The sequence below is a fragment of the Streptomyces sp. PA03-1a genome, assembly GCF_033792805.1.
Classification (GTDB): Bacteria; Actinomycetota; Actinomycetes; order Streptomycetales; family Streptomycetaceae; genus Actinacidiphila.
The window spans coordinates 31,016-49,224 of record NZ_JARAVO010000038.1 but is presented as its reverse complement, the minus strand read 5'-3'; the positions used below and the strand labels follow the sequence as shown (position 1 = coordinate 49,224).

Annotated in this window: 11 protein-coding genes; 9 read left to right on the top strand and 2 right to left on the bottom strand. The window is 71.4% G+C overall.

Annotated features, from left to right (window positions below; translation table 11 throughout):
• The first annotated feature begins 252 nt into the window (after positions 1 to 252).
• The 5 genes from PV341_RS11365 (at position 253) to PV341_RS11345 (ending at position 10,147) form a co-directional block, all read left to right on the top strand.
• Positions 253 to 3,531, top strand: a complete 3,279-nt coding sequence (locus PV341_RS11365; protein ID WP_500357581.1) for a GH92 family glycosyl hydrolase — start codon at positions 253 to 255, stop codon at positions 3,529 to 3,531.
• Between the two features lie 374 nt (positions 3,532 to 3,905).
• Positions 3,906 to 4,874, top strand: a complete 969-nt coding sequence (locus PV341_RS11360; RefSeq protein ID WP_499509040.1) for an ABC transporter permease — start codon at positions 3,906 to 3,908, stop codon at positions 4,872 to 4,874.
• A 36-nt stretch (positions 4,875 to 4,910) separates the two neighbouring features.
• Positions 4,911 to 5,930 carry an ABC transporter permease gene (locus tag PV341_RS11355; RefSeq protein WP_500327577.1) on the top strand — a complete coding sequence of 340 codons (1,020 nt, stop codon included), beginning with the start codon at positions 4,911 to 4,913 and terminating at the stop codon, positions 5,928 to 5,930.
• A gap of 304 nt (positions 5,931 to 6,234) precedes the next feature.
• Positions 6,235 to 8,349, top strand: coding sequence for an ABC transporter ATP-binding protein (locus PV341_RS11350; RefSeq protein WP_500327575.1), 2,115 nt, complete (start codon positions 6,235 to 6,237; stop codon positions 8,347 to 8,349).
• Between the two features lie 94 nt (positions 8,350 to 8,443).
• Positions 8,444 to 10,147, top strand: a complete 1,704-nt coding sequence (locus PV341_RS11345) for an ABC transporter family substrate-binding protein (protein ID WP_500357579.1) — start codon at positions 8,444 to 8,446, stop codon at positions 10,145 to 10,147.
• Positions 10,148 to 10,291: 144 nt separating this feature from the next.
• Here PV341_RS11345 and PV341_RS11340 read toward each other — a convergent pair whose 3' ends face one another.
• Positions 10,292 to 14,047 carry a S8 family serine peptidase gene (locus PV341_RS11340; protein ID WP_500357577.1) on the bottom strand — a complete coding sequence of 1,252 codons (3,756 nt, stop codon included), beginning with the start codon at positions 14,045 to 14,047 and terminating at the stop codon, positions 10,292 to 10,294.
• Between the two features lie 252 nt (positions 14,048 to 14,299).
• On the opposite strand from PV341_RS11340, the gene PV341_RS11335 reads away from it, so the two are divergent.
• From PV341_RS11335 to PV341_RS11320, 4 genes are all read left to right on the top strand, one after another.
• Positions 14,300 to 15,301: a LuxR family transcriptional regulator gene (locus tag PV341_RS11335; protein ID WP_500327569.1), complete on the top strand. Its 1,002-nt coding sequence runs from the start codon at positions 14,300 to 14,302 to the stop codon at positions 15,299 to 15,301.
• 81 nt (positions 15,302 to 15,382) lie between these two features.
• Positions 15,383 to 15,901, top strand: coding sequence for a DUF302 domain-containing protein (locus PV341_RS11330; protein WP_500327567.1), 519 nt, complete (start codon positions 15,383 to 15,385; stop codon positions 15,899 to 15,901).
• 7 nt (positions 15,902 to 15,908) lie between these two features.
• A complete protein-coding gene (locus PV341_RS11325) occupies positions 15,909 to 16,748 on the top strand; it encodes an MBL fold metallo-hydrolase (RefSeq protein ID WP_500357575.1) in 840 nt (279 codons plus the stop codon).
• 100 nt (positions 16,749 to 16,848) lie between these two features.
• A complete protein-coding gene (locus PV341_RS11320; RefSeq protein WP_500327563.1) occupies positions 16,849 to 17,472 on the top strand; it encodes a histidine phosphatase family protein in 624 nt (207 codons plus the stop codon).
• Positions 17,473 to 17,490: 18 nt separating this feature from the next.
• On the opposite strand, the gene PV341_RS11315 is transcribed toward PV341_RS11320, so the two are convergent.
• The gene (locus tag PV341_RS11315; protein ID WP_500357574.1) at positions 17,491 to 18,102 is read right to left on the bottom strand and encodes a PepSY domain-containing protein; all 612 of its coding nucleotides are present in this window, start codon (positions 18,100 to 18,102) and stop codon (positions 17,491 to 17,493) included.
• Between the last annotated feature and the right edge of the window lie 107 nt (positions 18,103 to 18,209).

The following is an 18,209-nucleotide window of genomic DNA, read 5'->3' as shown; positions in this document are numbered from 1 at the left end:
GTACCTGCGGGCGGGTGGCCAGGGAGACGAGGGGGAGAGCGGTGCCGGGCGTGGGGGGCTTGTGGAACCGTGGTGCGCGACAACGTTGTCATTTGAGCTGGGCATGACTATACCGGCTGAGAAGGCAACGATGTCAAGGGAGTTGACGTGCACCCGAGGGGGTCTTCCCGCGCACCCGTGGGGCACGCTACTGTCCCCGCGGCTTGTGTGACCCGTGGCGCGCGACCCGTCCGAGAGAAGAAGGGCCGCGTCATGCGTTTGCGTACGACGTCCGTTCTGCTGGCCGCCGTCCTGGCGGTCGGCGGTGCCACTCCCGCCCTCGCGGCGCCCGCCGCGCCGCCACCCGATCTCGTACAGGACCCCACCGCCTACGTCGACCCCCTGATCGGCACCAAGAACGGCGGCAACGTCTTCCCCGGCGCCGTCGTCCCCCTCGGCATGCTGTCCTGGAGCCCCGAGACCACCCGCGGTGACGCCACCCGCACCACGGCGCCCGGTGGTTACCACTACGACGCGACCCGCATCCGGGGCTTCAGCCTCACCCACATGTCGGGCACCGGCTGCGCGGGCGGCAGCGGCGACATCCCGTTCCTCCCGTACGCCGGAGAGGTCACCACCTCGCCCGCGGCGGACACCAAGGACGCGGTGTACGCCGCGGACTTCAAGCACGCCGACGAGACCGCCGAGCCGGGCCGCTACAAGGTGGGCCTGTCCTCCGGCGTGACGGCGGACCTGACGGCCACCGCGCGCACCGGCTCCGGCCGCTTCACCTTCCCCGCGGACAAGCCCGCCTCGATGCTGATCCGCACCGCCAACTCCGAGGTCGGGTCCACGGACTCCACCGTGATCATCGACCCGCAGGCCCGTACCGTCTCCGGCTCGGTCACCTCCGGGAACTTCTGCGGCTACCTCGACCCGGAGGGCCGGCGCTCCTACTACACCCTCTACTTCACCGCCCGCTTCGACCGCTCCTTCAAGGCGACCGGCACCTGGCAGGACGACAAGGTGACCCCCGGCTCCACCACCGCCTCGGGCGGCACGGGAGGCTTCTCCCACGGCGGGACGCCGGTCGCGGGCAAGGGCGCCGGCGGCTGGGTGGAGTTCGCGCCCGGCAGCGGACCGGTGAACGTCAAGGTCGGCATCTCGTACGTGAGCCAGGCAGGCGCCGAGGCCAACCTCGCCGCCGAGAACCCGCGGCACCGCTCCTTCGACTCGGTACGGGACGCGGCCGGTCGCGCCTGGCGCGACCGGCTGGGCGCGATCAAGGTGGGCGGTGGCACGGACGCCGAGCGCAGCACCTTCTACACCGCCCTCTACCACGCGCTGATCCACCCCAACGTCATCAGCGACACCGACCGCAGATACCGCGGCAGCGACGGCGAGGTCCACACGGTGGCCCGCGGCCACCAGGCGCAGTACGGCACCTTCTCCGGCTGGGACGTCTACCGCTCGCAGGTGCAGCTACTCACCCTGCTGAGCCCGCGCACCGGCTCGGACATCGCCCAGTCCCTGTACGAGCTCGCCGAGCAGAACGGCGGCGTCTGGGACCGCTGGCTGCACGGCGCCTCCGGCACGCACGTCATGAACGGCGACCCGTCACCGGCCGCCCTCGCCGGGATCCGGGCCTTCGGCGGCACGGACTTCGACCTGCGCGGCGCGCTCGACTCCCTGGTGAAGGCCGCGACCGTGCCGACGGAGCGCGACCTGTCGCCGGTGGGCAAGCCGATCCTCTCCGTGGGTCAGCGCCCGTCCCTGGACAAGTACCTGAAGCTGCACTACATGCCGTCCGTCTCCAACGCCTGGGGCGGCGCCGCCGAGACGCTGGAGATGTCGGGCGCCGACTTCGCCCTCTCGCAGCTCGCCTCGGCCGCCGGCCGGAAGCACACCGCCGCCGACTTCGCCCGGCGCTCCCAGTGGTGGCAGAACAACTTCAACCTCGCCGCCGACCCGAGCGGCGGTTACATCGCCAACCGCGCGGCCGACGGCAGCTGGGTCACCGGGTTCACCCCGGCCACCGGCAACGGCTTCGTCGAGGGCACGGCCGCCCAGTACACCTGGATGGTGCAGCACGACCCGGCCGGGCTGTTCGCGGCGATGGGCGGCCGCGGCGAGGCCCTCGACCGGCTGGACTCGTTCTTCCACACGGCGGACGGCAAGTGGGCCTTCACCGGCAGCGGCGGCGAGAAGTCGGAGATGGACAACGAGCCGTCGATCAACGTGCCGTACCTCTACGCCTACGCCGGCGCGCCCTACAAGACGCAGGAGACCGTGCGGGCCGCGATGGGCGCCCTGTGGTCCACGCAGCCGGGCGGCATCCCCGGCAACGACGACCTCGGCGCGATGTCGTCCTGGTACGTCTTCTCCGCGCTCGGCATGTACCCGCAGGTGCCCTCCCGCGCCGAACTCGTCCTGGGCTCCCCGCTGTTCCCGCGGATCGAGATCGACCGCCCGGCCGGGAACGACATCTCCATCCGCGCGGCGGGCGCGGCGGCCGACGCGCCGTACGTCCGGTCGCTGAAGGTCAACGGACGTGCCAGTGACCGGCCGTGGCTGCCCGCCTCCTTCGTCGAGGACGGAGGCAGGCTCGACTACACCTTGTCGCGTACCGCGGACCGCACCTGGGGAGCGGACGCGGCCGACGCACCGCCCTCGTTCCGGGAGGGTGAGCAGCCGCACCAGGTCGGCGTCGGCCCGACCACGGCGACGATCGCCCCGGGCGGCGGCACCAAGGTCGGCATCCGCGCCCTGTCGTTGCGCGGCGGCGCCGCACCGAAGGTGCGCTTCCGCGTCGAGGTGCCCGACGGCGTCACGGCGTCGCCCGCGGAGGGGGAGTTCACGGACGGCTCCCAGGAGATCACCCTGTCCACCGCCGGCGACGTCAAGCAGGGCTTCTACGACGCCAAGGTGGCGGTGAGCTACGGGGACACCTCGTACGAGCAGCCGGTGTCCCTGACGGTGGCCGCTCCCGGTTCCCTCATCGCGGCGTACAACAGCACGGGCGTCTCGGACGACGCCGGTGACCACGACGAGGCGGACTACGACGGCGGCGGCTGGAGCTACTCCCGTCAGGCGCTCGCTGCGGCCGGCCTCACCGGCGGGACGCAGGGCACGGTCACCGGAGGCCTCGCGTTCACCTGGCCGGATTCCCCCGCCGGCCGCCCCGACAACGCCTCGGCGACCGGCCAGACCATCGAACTGGACACGCCCGCCTCGCGGTTGTCGTTCGTCGGCAGCGCCGTCAACGGCGACCAGCAGACGACGGCGACGGTCACCTACACCGACGGCAGCACCGGTGCCGTCGACCTGTCCTTCACCGACTGGACCGTGGGAGGTGGCGGAGGCAGCGTCAAGTTCGGCAACGAGGTCGTCGCCAAGACCGCCTACCGCAACGTCGCGGGCGCGGACAAGGACCCGGTGGCCACGTACGTCTTCGCCACCAAGCCCTTCCCGGCACCGGACGGCAAGACCATCACGAGCGTGAAGCTCCCGGAGAACACGGACCTCCACGTCTTCACCCTCGCGGTGGACTGACGCGGGAGCACCCCCAGGGGCGGGCGCGGAGCCGACTCCGCGCCCGCCCTTCGTGCTGCCCGGAACGGCGCCCGCATCGCCGATATCAACATCACATAAAGTGGCGCACGTCATAGAGAGAATTCCACCCGACTCGGAACCCTTTTCCCGGAATTCCGTCCCGCAATGCGTATTGCCAATTCTTTGTGCGCGTATTGCCTCATATGGACGCGGGTGGCAGGAGGATATTTCCCGAGCCGTCCCACCGCGACGCTCCATTGTTTCCCCGCTCCGATACGGCGACATCCGGGTGGCGCTGCCGAACCCGGGTCACGCCCCCGTAGGAGCCGGTGCGGCCCTGGTCACAGGGCGTGCCACGCGAAGGAGAAAGCACGTTGGGCCGTTACCTACTGCGCCGCCTCGGCAACTACGCAATCCTGGTGTTCATCGCGGCCAGCGCGACGTACTTTCTCGCATCCTTCACCCTCCACCCCGACATCAACTACCTGTCGAAGAATCCCCGGCCGCCCCTGCACTCGATCTACGCGATCCTGCACGCCTACAACCTCGACCCGCACACGCCCGTGTACCTCCGGTATTGGCGCTGGCTGACCGGGATCGTGCTGCACGGCGATTTCGGCAGGACCTACGACGGCGCATCGGTCAACACCGAGCTGGGCCGCCGCGTCCTGGTCAGCACCGAGCTCCTCTTCGTCGCGACCGTCCTGGGGGCCGTCGGCGGCGTCGCGGTCGGCGCCTGGAACGCACTGCGGCAGTACCGGCCCTCCGACCGGGTGTCGACGATCGTCTCCTACGTCCTGCTGGCCACCCCGGTCGTGGTGATCGCGGTCGGACTGCGGACCCTGGACACCGCGGGTGACGGGCCGCTGGTGCAGTACATCGGGATGTACGACCCGAAGGTGCACGGCACCCTCCCGGTCGTCCTCAACAACCTCGAACACCTCGTGCTGCCGACCCTGACACTGCTGCTCGCCCAGATCCCGTTCTTCAGCCGCTACCAGCGCAGCACGATGCTCGACGTCCTGGGCAGCGACTTCCTGCGGACGGCCCGCGCCAAGGGGCTCCGGCGGCGTCAGGCGGTCCTGCGGCACGGACTGCGCACCGCGGTCATCCCCGTGATGCCGCTGGTGGTCTACAACGTCGTGCTGCTGTTCACCGGCGCCACCTTCACCGAGGAGATCTACGGGTGGCACGGCATGGGGGAGTGGCTGGTCGACTCCATCACCAGCAACGACGTCAACGCGGTCGCCGCCGTGGCGATCTTCACCGCCGGCATCGTCCTGATCGCGGGACTGCTCTCCGACCTCGTCTACGCGGCGCTCGACCCTCGGGTCCGCACCTGAGACGGCCCACGTCGACCGACTCGAGGAGATCCCCTCATGACCACCCCCGCAACCGCCGCCGGGACCGCGGCGCCACACCGGACCAGGAGCCGCGGCGCGCTCGTCCTCGCCCGCTTCGCCCGCAACCGGCTGGCCCTGGTGGGCATCGCCCTGGTGATCGCCCTGGTGCTCCTGGCGTACGCCGTACCGCCGTTCCTGCACTGGACGTACCACGACAACGACTTCGCCAGCCTGGACACCGGGCCCGGGGCCGCGCACTGGTTCGGCACGACCCACTCGGGCCAGGACCTGTTCGCGCTCACCTTGAGGGGCCTGCAGAAGTCACTGGTCGTCGGACTCGTCGGAGGGCCGCTCACGACGCTGATCGCCGCGGTGGTGGGCGCCTCGGCCGGCTACTTCGGCGGCTGGACCGACCGCGTCCTGATGTGGTTCCTCGACCTGATGCTGGTGATCCCGGCGTTCCTGCTACTCGCCGTCCTGTCACCGGCGTTCCAGCACGGGACCTGGCTGTTCTTCGTGGTCCTGCTCGCGGCGTTCGGCTGGATGATCACCGGGCGGGTGGTGCGGAGCATGACCCGGACCCTGCGGGAGCGGGAGTACGTCCTCGCCGCGCGCTACATGGGCGTCCACCCGCTGGTCATCATCTTCCGGCACATCCTCCCCAACGCGGCGTCGATCCTCATCATCGACGCGACCGTCCAGGTGGGCGCGATCGTGCTCGGCGAGACCTCGCTGTCCTACTTCGGGTTCGGCATCCAGGCGCCCGACGTGTCCCTCGGCACCCTCATCGCCGCCGGAACGCCGGACGCCAACACCTCCCCGTGGCTGTTCTTCTTCCCCGCCGCCTTCCTCGTCCTGATCGGCCTCTCCGTCGCGTTCATCGGCGACGGACTGCGGGACGCCTTCGACCCGACGGCACGGGGAGCGAAGTCCCGGGGGCGCGCCCGGCCGGGCACGCCCACCTCCCGGCACGCGAAGGCCGGGCAGGTCCCGCCCAGCAAGCCCTCAGCCGCGGTCATCACCGCCGCACCCACCGAGGAAGGAGTCACCCCTTGAACCCTCCCCATGCTGAAGCAGGGGGAATCCTGGCTCAGGAAGCCCCGCAGGTCAGCACCCCGCAAGGTCTTACTCCCTCAACACCAGCCGGGATGGAACCTGCCCGGTTGTGTACGGCAAAGCCGAGGTGGCTCGTGCTTGGTTCTCGCAACGCGCCGTCGCGCTGGCATGGTTCTCGCTCAGCACGACACACACACTACCCGCCGGTCTTTCGTCCTGGGGGCGAAACCCCTTTCCCTGCCCTGCTCCGCAGGGGTCCGATCCCTCCCCGATCTGAAGGCCGGGGCATCCGCGGAGGAACCTGGTGACCGTCCCCACCGCCGCCCCCGGCGTCCCCACCCCGCGGCCGGCCTCCGGCGACCCGGTCCTGACCGTGCGCGACCTGCGGGTGTCCTTCCCCGGCGAGGCCGGACGGGTGCAGGCGGTCCGCGGGGTGGACTTCACGCTCCGCGCCGGTGAGACCCTGGCCGTCGTCGGCGAGTCCGGCTCCGGCAAGTCCGTCACCGCCACCGCCGTGCTCGGCCTGCTCCCGGACGACGCGGAGGTCACCGGCTCCGTACGGCTCAACGACCGCGAGCTCCTCGGACTGCCGGACCGTCAGATGTCAGCCATCCGCGGCCGTGACATCGGCATGGTCTTCCAGGACCCGCTCTCGGCGCTCACCCCCGTCTTCTCCATCGGCACCCAGCTGGTGGAAGCCCTGCGGATCCACCAGGACCTCACCGCCGCCCAGGCCCGCGAACGGGCCCTGGAACTGCTGGACCTGGTGGGCATCCCCGACCCGAGGCGGCGCGTCGACGCCTTCCCGCACGAGTTCTCCGGCGGCATGCGCCAGCGGGCGATGATCGCCATGGCCATCGCCAACGACCCCGAGGTGATCATCGCCGACGAGCCCACCACGGCGCTCGACGTCACCATCCAGGCGCAGGTGCTGGAGGTCCTGGGCAAGGCCCAGGAGGTCACCGGAGCCGCGATCCTCCTGATCACCCACGACCTCGGCGTGGTGGCCGGCATGGCCGACCGGGTGGTCGTCATGTACGCCGGCAAGCCGGTGGAGACCGGGACCGCCGACCAGCTGTTCGCCACCCCCCGCATGCCCTACACCATCGGCCTGCTCGGCTCGGTGCCGCGGCTCGACACCGGGGACCGGACGGCCCTCACCCCCATCGAGGGCACGCCGCCGTCGATGGTGGACCTCCCGGCCGGCTGCCCCTTCGCGGAGCGCTGCCCGGTGGCCGTGGACCGCTGCCGTACCGAGGAGCCCGGCCTGCGCGCCGTCGCGACCGGAGCCGGTCACGCCACGGCGTGCCATCGCGCACACGAGATCGACACGCCCGGCGGGATCCCCTCCCCGGGCATGTTCCCCACCCCCGCCTCACCGCGGCGGCCCGGCGGACCCCCGCGCGCGGCACGGCCCGAGGTGCTCCGGGTCACCCACCTCACCAAGCACTTCCCGCTCCTCAAGGGCGCGGTGTTCAAGCACCGGGTGGGCACGGTGCGCGCCGTCGACGGCGTGGACTTCGACATCCGCCAGGGCGAGACCCTCGCGCTGGTGGGCGAGTCGGGCTGCGGCAAGACCACCACCATGCTGCAGATCCTCGACCTCGCCGGGCAGCGCGGCGGCACCGTGGCCGTCCTCGGCAGGGACGTCGGGCAACTGGACGGGAAGGCGCGGCGGGAGCTGCGCCGGGACCTCCAGGTGGTGTTCCAGGACCCGATGGCGTCACTGGACTCCCGCATGCCGATCGGCGACATCCTGGCCGAGCCGCTGCGCACCCACGGCTGGGACCGGGAACGCATCGCCGCGCGCGTCCCCGAACTGCTCCGCCTCGTCGGGCTGCTGCCCGAGCACGCCGAGCGCTATCCCGCGGAGTTCTCCGGAGGACAGCGGCAGCGGATCGGCATCGCCCGGGCGCTGGCCCTGGACCCCAAGCTGGTCGTGCTGGACGAGCCGGTCTCCGCGCTGGACGTCTCGGTCCAGGCCGGGGTGATCAACCTCCTCGACGAGCTGCAGGCAGAACTCGGCCTGAGCTATCTGTTCATCGCGCACGACCTGTCGGTCATCCGGCACATCGCCGACCGCGTCGCCGTCATGTACCTCGGCCGCATCGTCGAGGCCGGCGACGTCGAGGACGTCTTCGCCCGACCGGCCCACCCCTACACCCAGGCACTGCTGTCGGCCGTGCCGCTGCCCGACCCCCGCAAGGAGCGGCAGCGCCGGCGGATCATCCTCCAGGGCGACCTGCCCAGCCCCGCGGACACCCCCTCGGGATGCCGGTTCCGCACCCGCTGCCCCAAGTACCTGCAGCTCGCACCGGCCGAGGCCAGACGCTGCGACACCGAGGACCCCGCCGCAGGGGCCCTGGGCGAGGACCACACCGCCGCCTGCCACCACGCGGCCGCCCTGGAGGTCCTGTGACGCGCCCCCGGCCTGTGACGCGCCGGCCTGTGACGCACCCCCGGCCGTCCCGCCCGGCGGACACCCGACCCACGGAACCCACAAGGAGAGTCAGTTGAACCGAAAGTCCGTAAAGCTGGCCACGGCAGTCGTGGTGTCCGCGGGTCTCCTCGCCGGCGCCACCGCGTGCGGAAGCGGCAACGGCGGCGCGAGCTCGTCGGCGCCCAAGGCCCCGCCCAAGGCGACCCTCAACCAGATCAACCCCGCCGACCCCGCGGGACTCCGGCAGGGCGGCACCCTCAACTTCCCCGTCGACGAGTACCCCACCCAGTGGAACAGCCTCAACGCGGCCTCGCAGAACACCGTCGCCGTGACCACGACGATGGCCCCCCTGCTGCCGTCGCTCTTCCACAGCACCCCCGACAACAAGCGGACCCCCAACCCGAACTACCTCAGCAAGGTGAGCACCGCCGTCAAGCACGGCAGGCAGGTCACCACCTACGCGCTCAACCCCAGGGCCCGGTGGTCCGACGGCACACCCATCACCTGGAAGGACTTCCGCGCGGACTGGCAGGCGCAGAACGGGAAGAACCCCAAGTACACCCCCGTCAGCACCTCCGGCTACGAGCAGATCTCCTCGGTCGCCGAGGGGAGCGACGCGCGGCACGTCGTCGTCACCTACGCCACACCCTTCTCCGAATGGCAGACGCTGTTCTCGCCGCTGTACCCGGCATCGCAGATCGACACCCCGCAGAAGTTCGACGCCGGCTACAAGAACCGGATCCCGGTCACCGCGGGCCCGTTCAAGGTCAGCAGGATGGACCCGACGACCAAGGTCGTCTCCGAGGTCCGGGACCCCCACTGGTGGGGCCCGAAGCCGGTGCTGGACGGCATCAACTTCCGCACCCTGGACGCCGCGTCGACACCCGGGGCCTTCGCCTCCGGCGAGATCGACGTCGAGGACATCGGGCCCGACGTGGCCGCCTACAAGCAGGCGCAGAAGGTGCCGCACACCTCCATCCGCGTGGCGGGCGCCCCGAACCTGCGGCAGATGGTGGTCAACGGCGCGAGCCCGCTGCTGAAGGACGTCCGTGTCCGCCGGGCCCTGTTCATGGCACTGGACCGCCAGGCCATCGGCAAGGCCGACCTCAACGGCCTGCCGTTCCCTGCCCAGCCCCTCGACAACCACTTCCTCGTCAACAACGACGTCGCCTACAAGGACAACGCCGGCTCCCTCGGCCGCTTCGACCCCGCCGCGGCGGGGCGGCAACTGGACGCGGCGGGCTGGAAACCGCACGGCGACGTCCGTGAGAAGGACGGCAGGCCGCTGGAGCTGACGCTGACCATCCCGTCGGGCACGCCCATCGCCGCCAACGAGGCACAGCTGTTCACGGCGATGCTCAAGAACGTGGGCATCAAGCTCGACACCAAGGTCAAGCCGAGCGACGACTTCTTCAACGACGTCAGCGCCGGGAAGTTCGACCTCACGCTGTTCAGCGGCATCGGCTCCGTGCCGTTCTTCCCGCTGACCAACGGTGCGGCGTCCTTCGTCTCCCCCGAGCACGGCAACGTCGGCCAGAACTACTCGCGCATCGGCACCGCCGGGATCGACGCCGACATGCACAAGGCGGGCACCGAGGTCGGCCACTCCGCCTACCTCGCCGACCTCGACGCGGCCGACGCCGCGCTGTGGAAGCTGGCCGCGAACCTGCCGCTCTACCAGCGGCCGCAGATCGTCGCGACCAAGTCCGACGTGGCCAACTACGGCGCCTTCGGTTTCCAGGACACCGACTGGACCCGGATCGGCTTCACCAAGTAACCCCACTGGACCGCGGCGCGGGAGGACGACCCCCTCCTCAACGCCTCCCGCGTCGCGTCGGCCCCGACCCGAGCCGACACCCCAGGAAGGGCCCTTGTCCCCGGTGCACCGGGGACAAGGGCCCTTCGTCCGTACCGCCGTCGGCTACTTGACGCCGAAGGCGCGGATCAGGGTCTGGCTGACGCTGTTCCCCTTCGCGTCCCGCGCCGTCGTGCGCAGGCTCGCGAAGCGGGCCCGGGACGGCGCGTCGAGCTGCGCCTTCCAGCCGCCGCCCGACTGCCGCAGCGTCGTCTTGCGCCAGGTGGCGCCGTCGTCGTACGACACCTCGAGGGTCACCGTGCGGATCGCCCCGGCGCCCGCCGCGCCCTTCAGGTGCGAGGCGGTGACCGTCAGGGCGGTGCGCCGCTTGGCCTTGCCGGACAGGTCGGTGGCCACCGCGTAGTCGAGCTGCACCAGCGGCAGGGGCGTGATGGCCGAGTAGTCCGTCGTGCTCGAGGTGAAGCCCCACTCGGTGCGGGTGCGGGTCGAGTACGGACGGTCCGGCACGTTCCGCTCGCCCTCCACCACGATCCGGTAGGGCTGCGGGTCCGGTGAGAGCCCCTCGACGGTCACGATCCGCTCGTTGTAGTCCTCACCGAGCAGCTGGTCGCCTTGGTACAGCGAGACCTTCGAGGTGTTGCCGTCCACCCAGGCGACGCCCGAGTGACCGCCCGAGTCGCCCCAGGCCGGCAGCACGGACGTGCTGATGATGTCGCCCACCCGGTAGGGGGCCGTCCAGCTGATGCCGTCGTTGAGCACCCGCGGGTGCTGGATCGCCGAGAACCAGGTCTCGGTGTTCGTGCTGCGCGCCTTGTAGGTGCGCATCACGCCCCGCTGGCCGAGGTCGCGCATCGCGGCGGAGGAGATCCAGCGGGCGTCGTCGCCCGCCGAGACCCAGGACGTGAGGGTGCCCTGGGCCGCGACCCGCGTCGCCTGGATGAGCGTGGGCCGGTTGAAGATGAGCGACACGTCCTCGCGGTACGCCACGGCCTCGGCCTGCGTGCTGTTGCGGAACGACTCGTCGATACGGGCCAGGTCCCCGGGACGGGGACGGTAGGACGGGTCCTTCGGGACCGCTCCGTCGTGGTGACGGATCAGGTCGTACGCGTAGCGCGGGTACGGGTGCGAGACCACCTTCAGCGTCGCCGTGCCGGGCTTGCGGAGCCGGCTCAGCAGCCGTGCGCTGTCGTCGGTGCCGAGCGAGGCCACCGGCAGGGGGGCGGCGTCGGGCAGGTCGGCCCAGGGGTCGAACTTGCCGTAGCCGTCGTTCAGGATCAGCAACTGCCGCGCGCCGGCCCTCGCCGCAGCGGCGGCCTGGTCCGGGGCGGACACCGTGTCGCTGCGACGGACGACCGCCACCTGGCCGCGCACCTTGAGCCTGCGGAACGCCGCGGCTGAGCCGTCACCGGCCCAGACCGCGCGGTAGGTGCCCGTGCCGTCCCGCAGCTTGGGGGACATGCTCTGGATGGTGACGTCGTCGTAGGTCTGCGAGCCGGAGGAGAACGTCAGCGGCGGCTGGATCTGCCGCCAGCGGGTCGCGAAGTGGTACGAGCCCTTCGTCACCTTCGGCGTCGGCGTCACCCAGAGGCTGTCGTAGCGCCAGTACTCGGGCATGTAGCTGTCCAGGAAGGGGAACAGGTCGCCGTTGGTGCGGTACTGGTCCACCCGCATGAACTCGTTGGCGGTCGGCTGCGGCGTGACGGCGGCCGCCTTGCGCAGGCTCGCGGCGTCGAACCGCACGGTGCGGTCGGTGTCGAGGTCGATCTGAGGCGCCGAGAACATCGCGAAGCCCAGCGTGTGCGTACCGTCGATGCCGGGCACGTCCGCGTTCAGCCACGCGGAGTAGGTGCTCGGGGACAGGCGCAGGTCGATGCGGCCCGAGGCGTCGACGGCGAACGCCTTGGGGGCGGAGTTGCGCTCCACGTCCTTGAGGATGAGGGTGCCGGGAAGGGCCTTGCCGTGCCGGTCCTTGGCGGTGACCGTCAGGTTGACCCGGCGGCCTTCCTTGTTCACCCCGACCGTGGTGCGGGCCAGGGCCGTGCCGTCGGCGCCGGTGGCGACGAGTCGGGTGGAGTAGGCGCCGTTGTCCTCGGCCGCGTCGAGGTGGGTGATCACGCCGACGGAGGCAGTGCCGTGCGCGGGCACGGTCAGCCGCGGTTCGGTCAGCGTGAACAGGCCCTCGGGCAACTGGCCCGGGTTCAGGGACATGTCCACGGTGACCGGTGCGGCACCGGAGTTGGTGTAGGTGACGTCCTTGCGGACCGTCTGACCCGGCGTGTACGGGTAGTGCGTCTGCGCGTACGCGTCGCCGGAGGCGACCAGGGTGGCCTTCACGGCGGCGGCGACGTCCACGCGCCCGCTGCCCGCCTCGAAGGGGCTGAAGCGTTCGATGGTGCTCGCGGTGGTGCTGATCAGGGCGGCCTTGAGCTGCTGCCCCGTCCAGTCCGGGTGCTGGGCGGCCAGCAGGGCCGCGGCGCCGGCCACGTGCGGCGTCGCCATGGAGGTGCCGCTCATCGTCTGGTACGCGCCCTCCCCCTCAGGGGCGTACTGCGAGCGCGCGGCCAGCACGTTCACCCCCGGGCCGGTCAGGTCGGGCTTGACGGCGTTGTCGCCCACGCGAGGGCCGCGGCTGGAGAAGGATGCCAGCTGGTCCACGCCCTTGCCGGGGCCGTTGACCGCGCCCACCGTCAGCGCGGCGTCGGCGGCACCGGGGGCGCTCACGGTGTACGGCGCGGGGCCGGAGTTGCCCGCCGCGATGACGAACAGCGCCCCGGTCTCCTCGCTGAGCCGGTTCACGGCCTCGCTCAGCGGGTCGGTGCCGTCGGTGGCGTCGCCGCCCAGGCTCATGCTGACGACCTTGGCGTGCTGGTCGCGGGCTGCCCATTCCATGCCGGCCAGGATCCAGGAGTCCTGGCCGCTGCCGAAGTCGTCCAGGACCTTGCCGATGTGCAGGGACGCGCCCGGGGCGACGCCCTTCTCGGTGCCACCGGAGGCGGCGCCGGTCCCGGCGACGGTCGAGGCGACGTGGGTGCCGTGACCGTGCCGGTCGGTGACGTCCGCGCCGGGCACGAAGCTCTCCGTCGCGGCTATGCGGCCGGCGAAGTCCGGGTGCGCGGCGTCGATGCCGGTGTCCAGGACGGCGACGTCCACGCCCTGCCCGGTGTCCCCGCCGGCCCAGACCTCCGGGGCGCCGATCTGCGCCGTGGTGTCCGACAGCGTGGCCTTGACCTTGCCGTCCAGCCACACCTTGGCGATGCCGCCGGCGAGCCGTCCGCCCTCCGCCGTCCTCGCGGCCGCGGTGGCCTTCGCGTCGGCACCGGTCAGGGAGGACCAGAAGTCCGCGGCCCGCTCGTGCTCGGCGGAGATCGCCGCGCCCTGGATGCTGCTGAGGGTCAGCGTCCTGCGCGCGCCCTCCGGGGTCTTGGCGCTGCGGGAGCGGGCGGCGGCGTCGGTGTACGTGACGATGAGCGGCAGCCGGTCGCTGCGCGCGTCGTCGTAGCCGTCCTTCAGCAGCGCGGTGACGTTGAAGAGCCCCTCGTCCAGGGCTCCTGACGCGATGTAGGGGACCGCGGCGTCGGGATACACGTAGGTGTCGGTGCCCACCGACATCACGTGGGCGCCGCCGGTCCTGCCGTTCGGGTCGGTGACCGAGGTGACGGCCTGGGCCCGGCCGTCCCCGGTGACGGTGACCTTGTCGCCGGTGATCAGCGTGACGGTGCGCACGGCTGCGGAAGCGGCACCGGTCGCGGCGGGGGAGGGGGACGTCGCCGAGGGGTCGGCCGATGCGGCCGGACCCGTGGCCGTCAGCACCACCAGGGCGGCGACGGCGGCTGTCAGCCCGCGTCTGCGGGACGGAGGCATGCGCAAGGGAACCTCATGGACTCGATGGGGTGGGGTGGAACGCAGTCAGCCATCCGTTCGCATCGCTGTAAAGGCGGCCCTTTGGCACTTCTGTGCCATGTCACCAAGTGGACACGGCGCAAAGCGGCGCAATGATCGGCAAGCGAGACACACTGCACGGTGTGAGCGGCCGCCGCACAGCGGCACATCCATCACACGCTGCTGACATGACGTCAGTTCGCTCGCGTGCACGAAGGTCAGAGGTGGAGAAGGATGACGGAAGGCGCCGCACCCTTGGAGCTGGTCGGACTCGACGCGGGGGCCGAGGCCGTCTACCGCGAACTGCTCGCACACGGTGGCGGTACGGCCGACGACGTCACCGCGACGTTCGGGCTGGGTACCGGAGCGGCGGTGGCCCTGCTGGAACGCCTGCACCACTCCGGGCTGCTCAGCCGCCGCTCCTCGGGGGAGTACCTGACCGTGGATCCGCGTCACGCGCTGCGGACACTGGTGGAGTCACGCGAACGCCAACTGGCCGCCGTACGCGACGCCACCGGGCCGCTCGGCGCGCTGTTCGACGAGGCCAGGCGGTCCAGCGCCGGCGAACCCGCCACACGGACGATCAGCGGCCCGGAGGAAGTCGGGGACTGCTACTACCGTTTGCACCAGGCCGCCAAGTACGAGATGTGCGGCCTGGCCCGACCTCCCTTCCTGTTCGTTCCGAACGGTCCGCTCGACGAGGCCGCCGTACGGCGCGGCGTACGGGTGCGGGTCGTCTACGCGGCCGCCAGCTTCGACGAGGACGGCGGGGGGCAGGAGCTGGGCAGCCTGGTCTCACGCGGCGAGGAGGCCAGGGTCGTGTCCTCGCTGCCCGTCAAGCTGACCATGGCGGACCGCTCGGCGGCCATGGTGTCGTTGAGCCTGGGCCCCGACAGCACCGACACGCTCTACACCGAGGCGCCCCCCTTGCTCGAAGCCCTGACCGAGCTCTTCGAGCACTACTGGGCCGGTGCCGCCTCACTGAGCGGGCCGAGCTCGCAGCCACCACCGCCACCGGAGCCCTCCACTCCCGGCGAGCAGGTGCGCAATCCCACCGACGAGGAGCGGAACCTGCTCGCACTCTTCGCCGCCGGGGTCAAGGACGACGCCATCGCCCGCCAGTTCGGGATCTCGACGCGGACACTGCGCCGGCGCATCCAGGACCTCTACACGGAACTGGGCACCACCAACCGGTTCGGCGCCGGCGTCGCGGCGGCCCGGCGCAACTGGGTGTGAGCGCGGAGTTGCGCCGACGTGCCGCGGAGGGACGATGGGAGGAGGGCGCGGCGGTGTGCCGTGCCGTCCGAGGTGGTCCAGGTGTCCGAGGCGCGAACGGTCGACTACGGCGTCACCAGGTTCGACGTCCCCCTGCCCGGGACGTTCGAGGAGGCCGTGCGGCGCTACGAGTCCCTGGTGCCGCAGTACCGGGCCGATGAGATCCGGGACCTCGTCCGGTCCGGCGGCTCCTGGGAGAGCGCCCTCGCGCTGGCCGAGGGGAACGCGCCCCACGGATTCATGATCTTCTGGAGGGACTCCGGAACGGCGCTCATGGGCATCGCCGGGGACACGACGCCGTTCGTGATGTACCTGATGGGCAACTACGCCATCGCCGAGCGGATGTTCCGCCACGATCCCTCCGCCATGATGCACGCGCCGCTGCGCACCGAGATCTACCGGAGCGACGACGACGTACCGCGATTCGTGATCGACAAGCCGAGTTCCCACTTCGGCAGTTACGGCAGCGAGGAGATCGCCCAAGTGGGCCTGGAACTGGACCACAAGGTCGCCCACCTGCTGACACTGATGGAGGCGCCGGTGCCCGCCGGGCTCGGCTGACCCGACGATGACGGATCTGCGCTACGGCACCTTCGTGTGCGACGGGTTGCGCCGCGCCCAGGGTCCCCGGTTGCCCGACGGGAGCCCGATCTTCTCCTCGCCGCTGACCTCGACGTTGGTCCTCGGCGACGCGGAAGCGGTCCTCGTCGACCCGCCGTTCACCCGTGAGCAGGTGCACGGTGTCGGGGGCTGGATCGAACGCTCCGGCAGACGGCTGACGTACGTCTACGCCACCCACGGTCACGGCGACCACTGGTTCGGGACCGATCTGCTGCTGCGACGCTTCCCCGGGGCGGTTCCGTACGCCACCGAGGGCACCATCGAGCTGATGCGCTGGCAGGCCACCGAGGGCCGCCGAACCAGGTGGGACGTGGACTTCCCCGGGCTCATCCCGGACAGCCCCGTGGTCTACGGGGTGGTCCCGGCCGACGGGTTCACGCTGGAGGGGCACCCGCTGCGCGTGGTGGAGACCGGCCACACCGACACCGACGACACGACCGTCCTGCACATCCCGTCGATCGGCCTGGTCGTGGCCGGTGACGTGGCCTACAACGGGGTCCACCAGTACCTGCGGGAAAGCGCCGGCGGCGGCATCGACAAGTGGCTCGCCGCGATCGGCACCGTGCTCGCGCTGCACCCGCGCGCGGTCGTGGCCGGCCACAAGAACAAGGCGCTGCCCGACGACCCCGTGATCCTGCGGCAGACCCGCGACTACCTGCTCGACGCCCAGCGCCTGCTGGCGGAGGAACCCCGCCCCCGCACGTTCTACGACCTGATGCTGCAGCTCCACCCGGACCGCCTCAACCCGGGCCCGGTCTGGTACAGCGCCCTCGCCCTCCTGCCCTGACGCCGCCGCCCGGACCGTCATCCGGAACCGGAACGGCAGCGGGGGCGTCGTGCCCAGGGACGACCCACTCGATCATGAAGCATCGTGAAGGAGCCCGGGCATGACGGTTGTGGCCACGCGTTACCTGTACCTCGTCCGGCACGGGGAGGCCGTGCCGGACGAGAGCGGTCTGTCGGACGACGGGCGCCGCCAGGCCGCCCTGCTCGGCCGCCGGCTGGCGGACCACCCGATATCCGTGGTCCATCACGGCCCCCTGCCCAGGGCCGCGCAGACCGCCGCCCTGATCGGGGAGCACCTGGACGGTGCCGTCCTGCGCGTCTCGGAGACCGCCGGAGACTACGTCCCGTACTTCCCGGGGCGGGACGAACTGCCCCCGGACAGCGCCGACCACCTCCTGCGCTTCCTCGACGGCGCCAAGGCGCAGGAGCGCGCGCTCGGTCCGTCGCTGGCCCTGCGCGCGCTCGAGCAGTTCACCGGTCCCGTGGAGGGCGATCAGGAGCGTCACGAACTGGTCGTCACCCACAACTTCCTGGTCGGCTGGCTGGTGAGGCACGCCATGGACGCCCCGCCGTGGCGGTGGCTCGGGGTCAACCAGGGCAACGCGGCCCTGACCGTCATCCGCTATGCGCCGGGGCGGCCCGTCTCGGTCCTGGTCCAGAACGACACCCGCCACCTCCCTGCGGAGCTGCGCTGGACCGGCTTTCCGCCCGAGCTGCGGATGTGAGGGCGCGGACCGGCCGCGTCAGCCGATGGCCCCGTTGGCCGGGTCGACGTGGACCTCGTGGTCGGAGCCGTCCTTGTGGAACTCCACCTCCCAGGTACGGGTGTCGTCGTCGAGGGACACGGAGGTGACCGTGCCGCGCCGGGCGTCCCCGGCCGCCTTCGCCGCTTCCAGGAGGTCGGTGCGGGAACCACGGAGGGCGTCCCGGGCCTCGTCGGCGTCCTGCCGGTCCTGCTCCTGCCGGGCGGTGACGACCTCGCCGTTCGCGGCGTCGATCGTCACCTCGTGCCAGGTGCCGTCCCCGGCCAGCGTCTCGACCTCCCATTCCGTGCGGCCGCGGTCGTCGTCCAGTTCGGCGGACACCACGGTGCCGGGGGCCTGTGCCCGCGCCGTGGCGACGGCGTCGGTGAGGCTCACCGTGCGGGAGCCGCTGGTCCGTTCCTCGCCGTCGGTGCCGCGGTCGTCGTCGCGGGGACCGTCGCCATCGGTGGCGTGGCCGCCGCGGTCGTCGGTGACCACGGCGGACGCCGGCTGCCGGTCGTCGTCGTCCGCCAGTGCGGTCGCCGCGACGCCCCCCGTACCGGCCAGGACGGCGACGGCGGCCGCGGTGGCGATCAGCATCTTGCGCCTCATGATGGTGTGTCCTTCCGTAGCGGTCCGGTGACCACCACGATCGCTCCCCGTACCTGAAGCGGCGCTGAAGGATCCTGAAGGAATCCTCAGGATCGTTTTGGCGGGCT

Bases quoted from the DNA above. Each gene is read 5' to 3' on its own strand.
- PV341_RS11315 (WP_500357574.1), bottom strand. From the start codon at position 18,102: ATGAGGCGCAAGATGCTGATCGCCACCGCGGCCGCCGTCGCCGTCCTG.
- PV341_RS11325 (WP_500357575.1), top strand. From the start codon at position 15,909: ATGACGGATCTGCGCTACGGCACCTTCGTGTGCGACGGGTTGCGCCGC.
- PV341_RS11365 (WP_500357581.1), top strand. From the start codon at position 253: ATGCGTTTGCGTACGACGTCCGTTCTGCTGGCCGCCGTCCTGGCGGTC.
- PV341_RS11355 (WP_500327577.1), top strand. From the start codon at position 4,911: ATGACCACCCCCGCAACCGCCGCCGGGACCGCGGCGCCACACCGGACC.
- PV341_RS11335 (WP_500327569.1), top strand. From the start codon at position 14,300: ATGACGGAAGGCGCCGCACCCTTGGAGCTGGTCGGACTCGACGCGGGG.
- PV341_RS11320 (WP_500327563.1), top strand. From the start codon at position 16,849: ATGACGGTTGTGGCCACGCGTTACCTGTACCTCGTCCGGCACGGGGAG.
- PV341_RS11340 (WP_500357577.1), bottom strand. From the start codon at position 14,047: ATGCCTCCGTCCCGCAGACGCGGGCTGACAGCCGCCGTCGCCGCCCTG.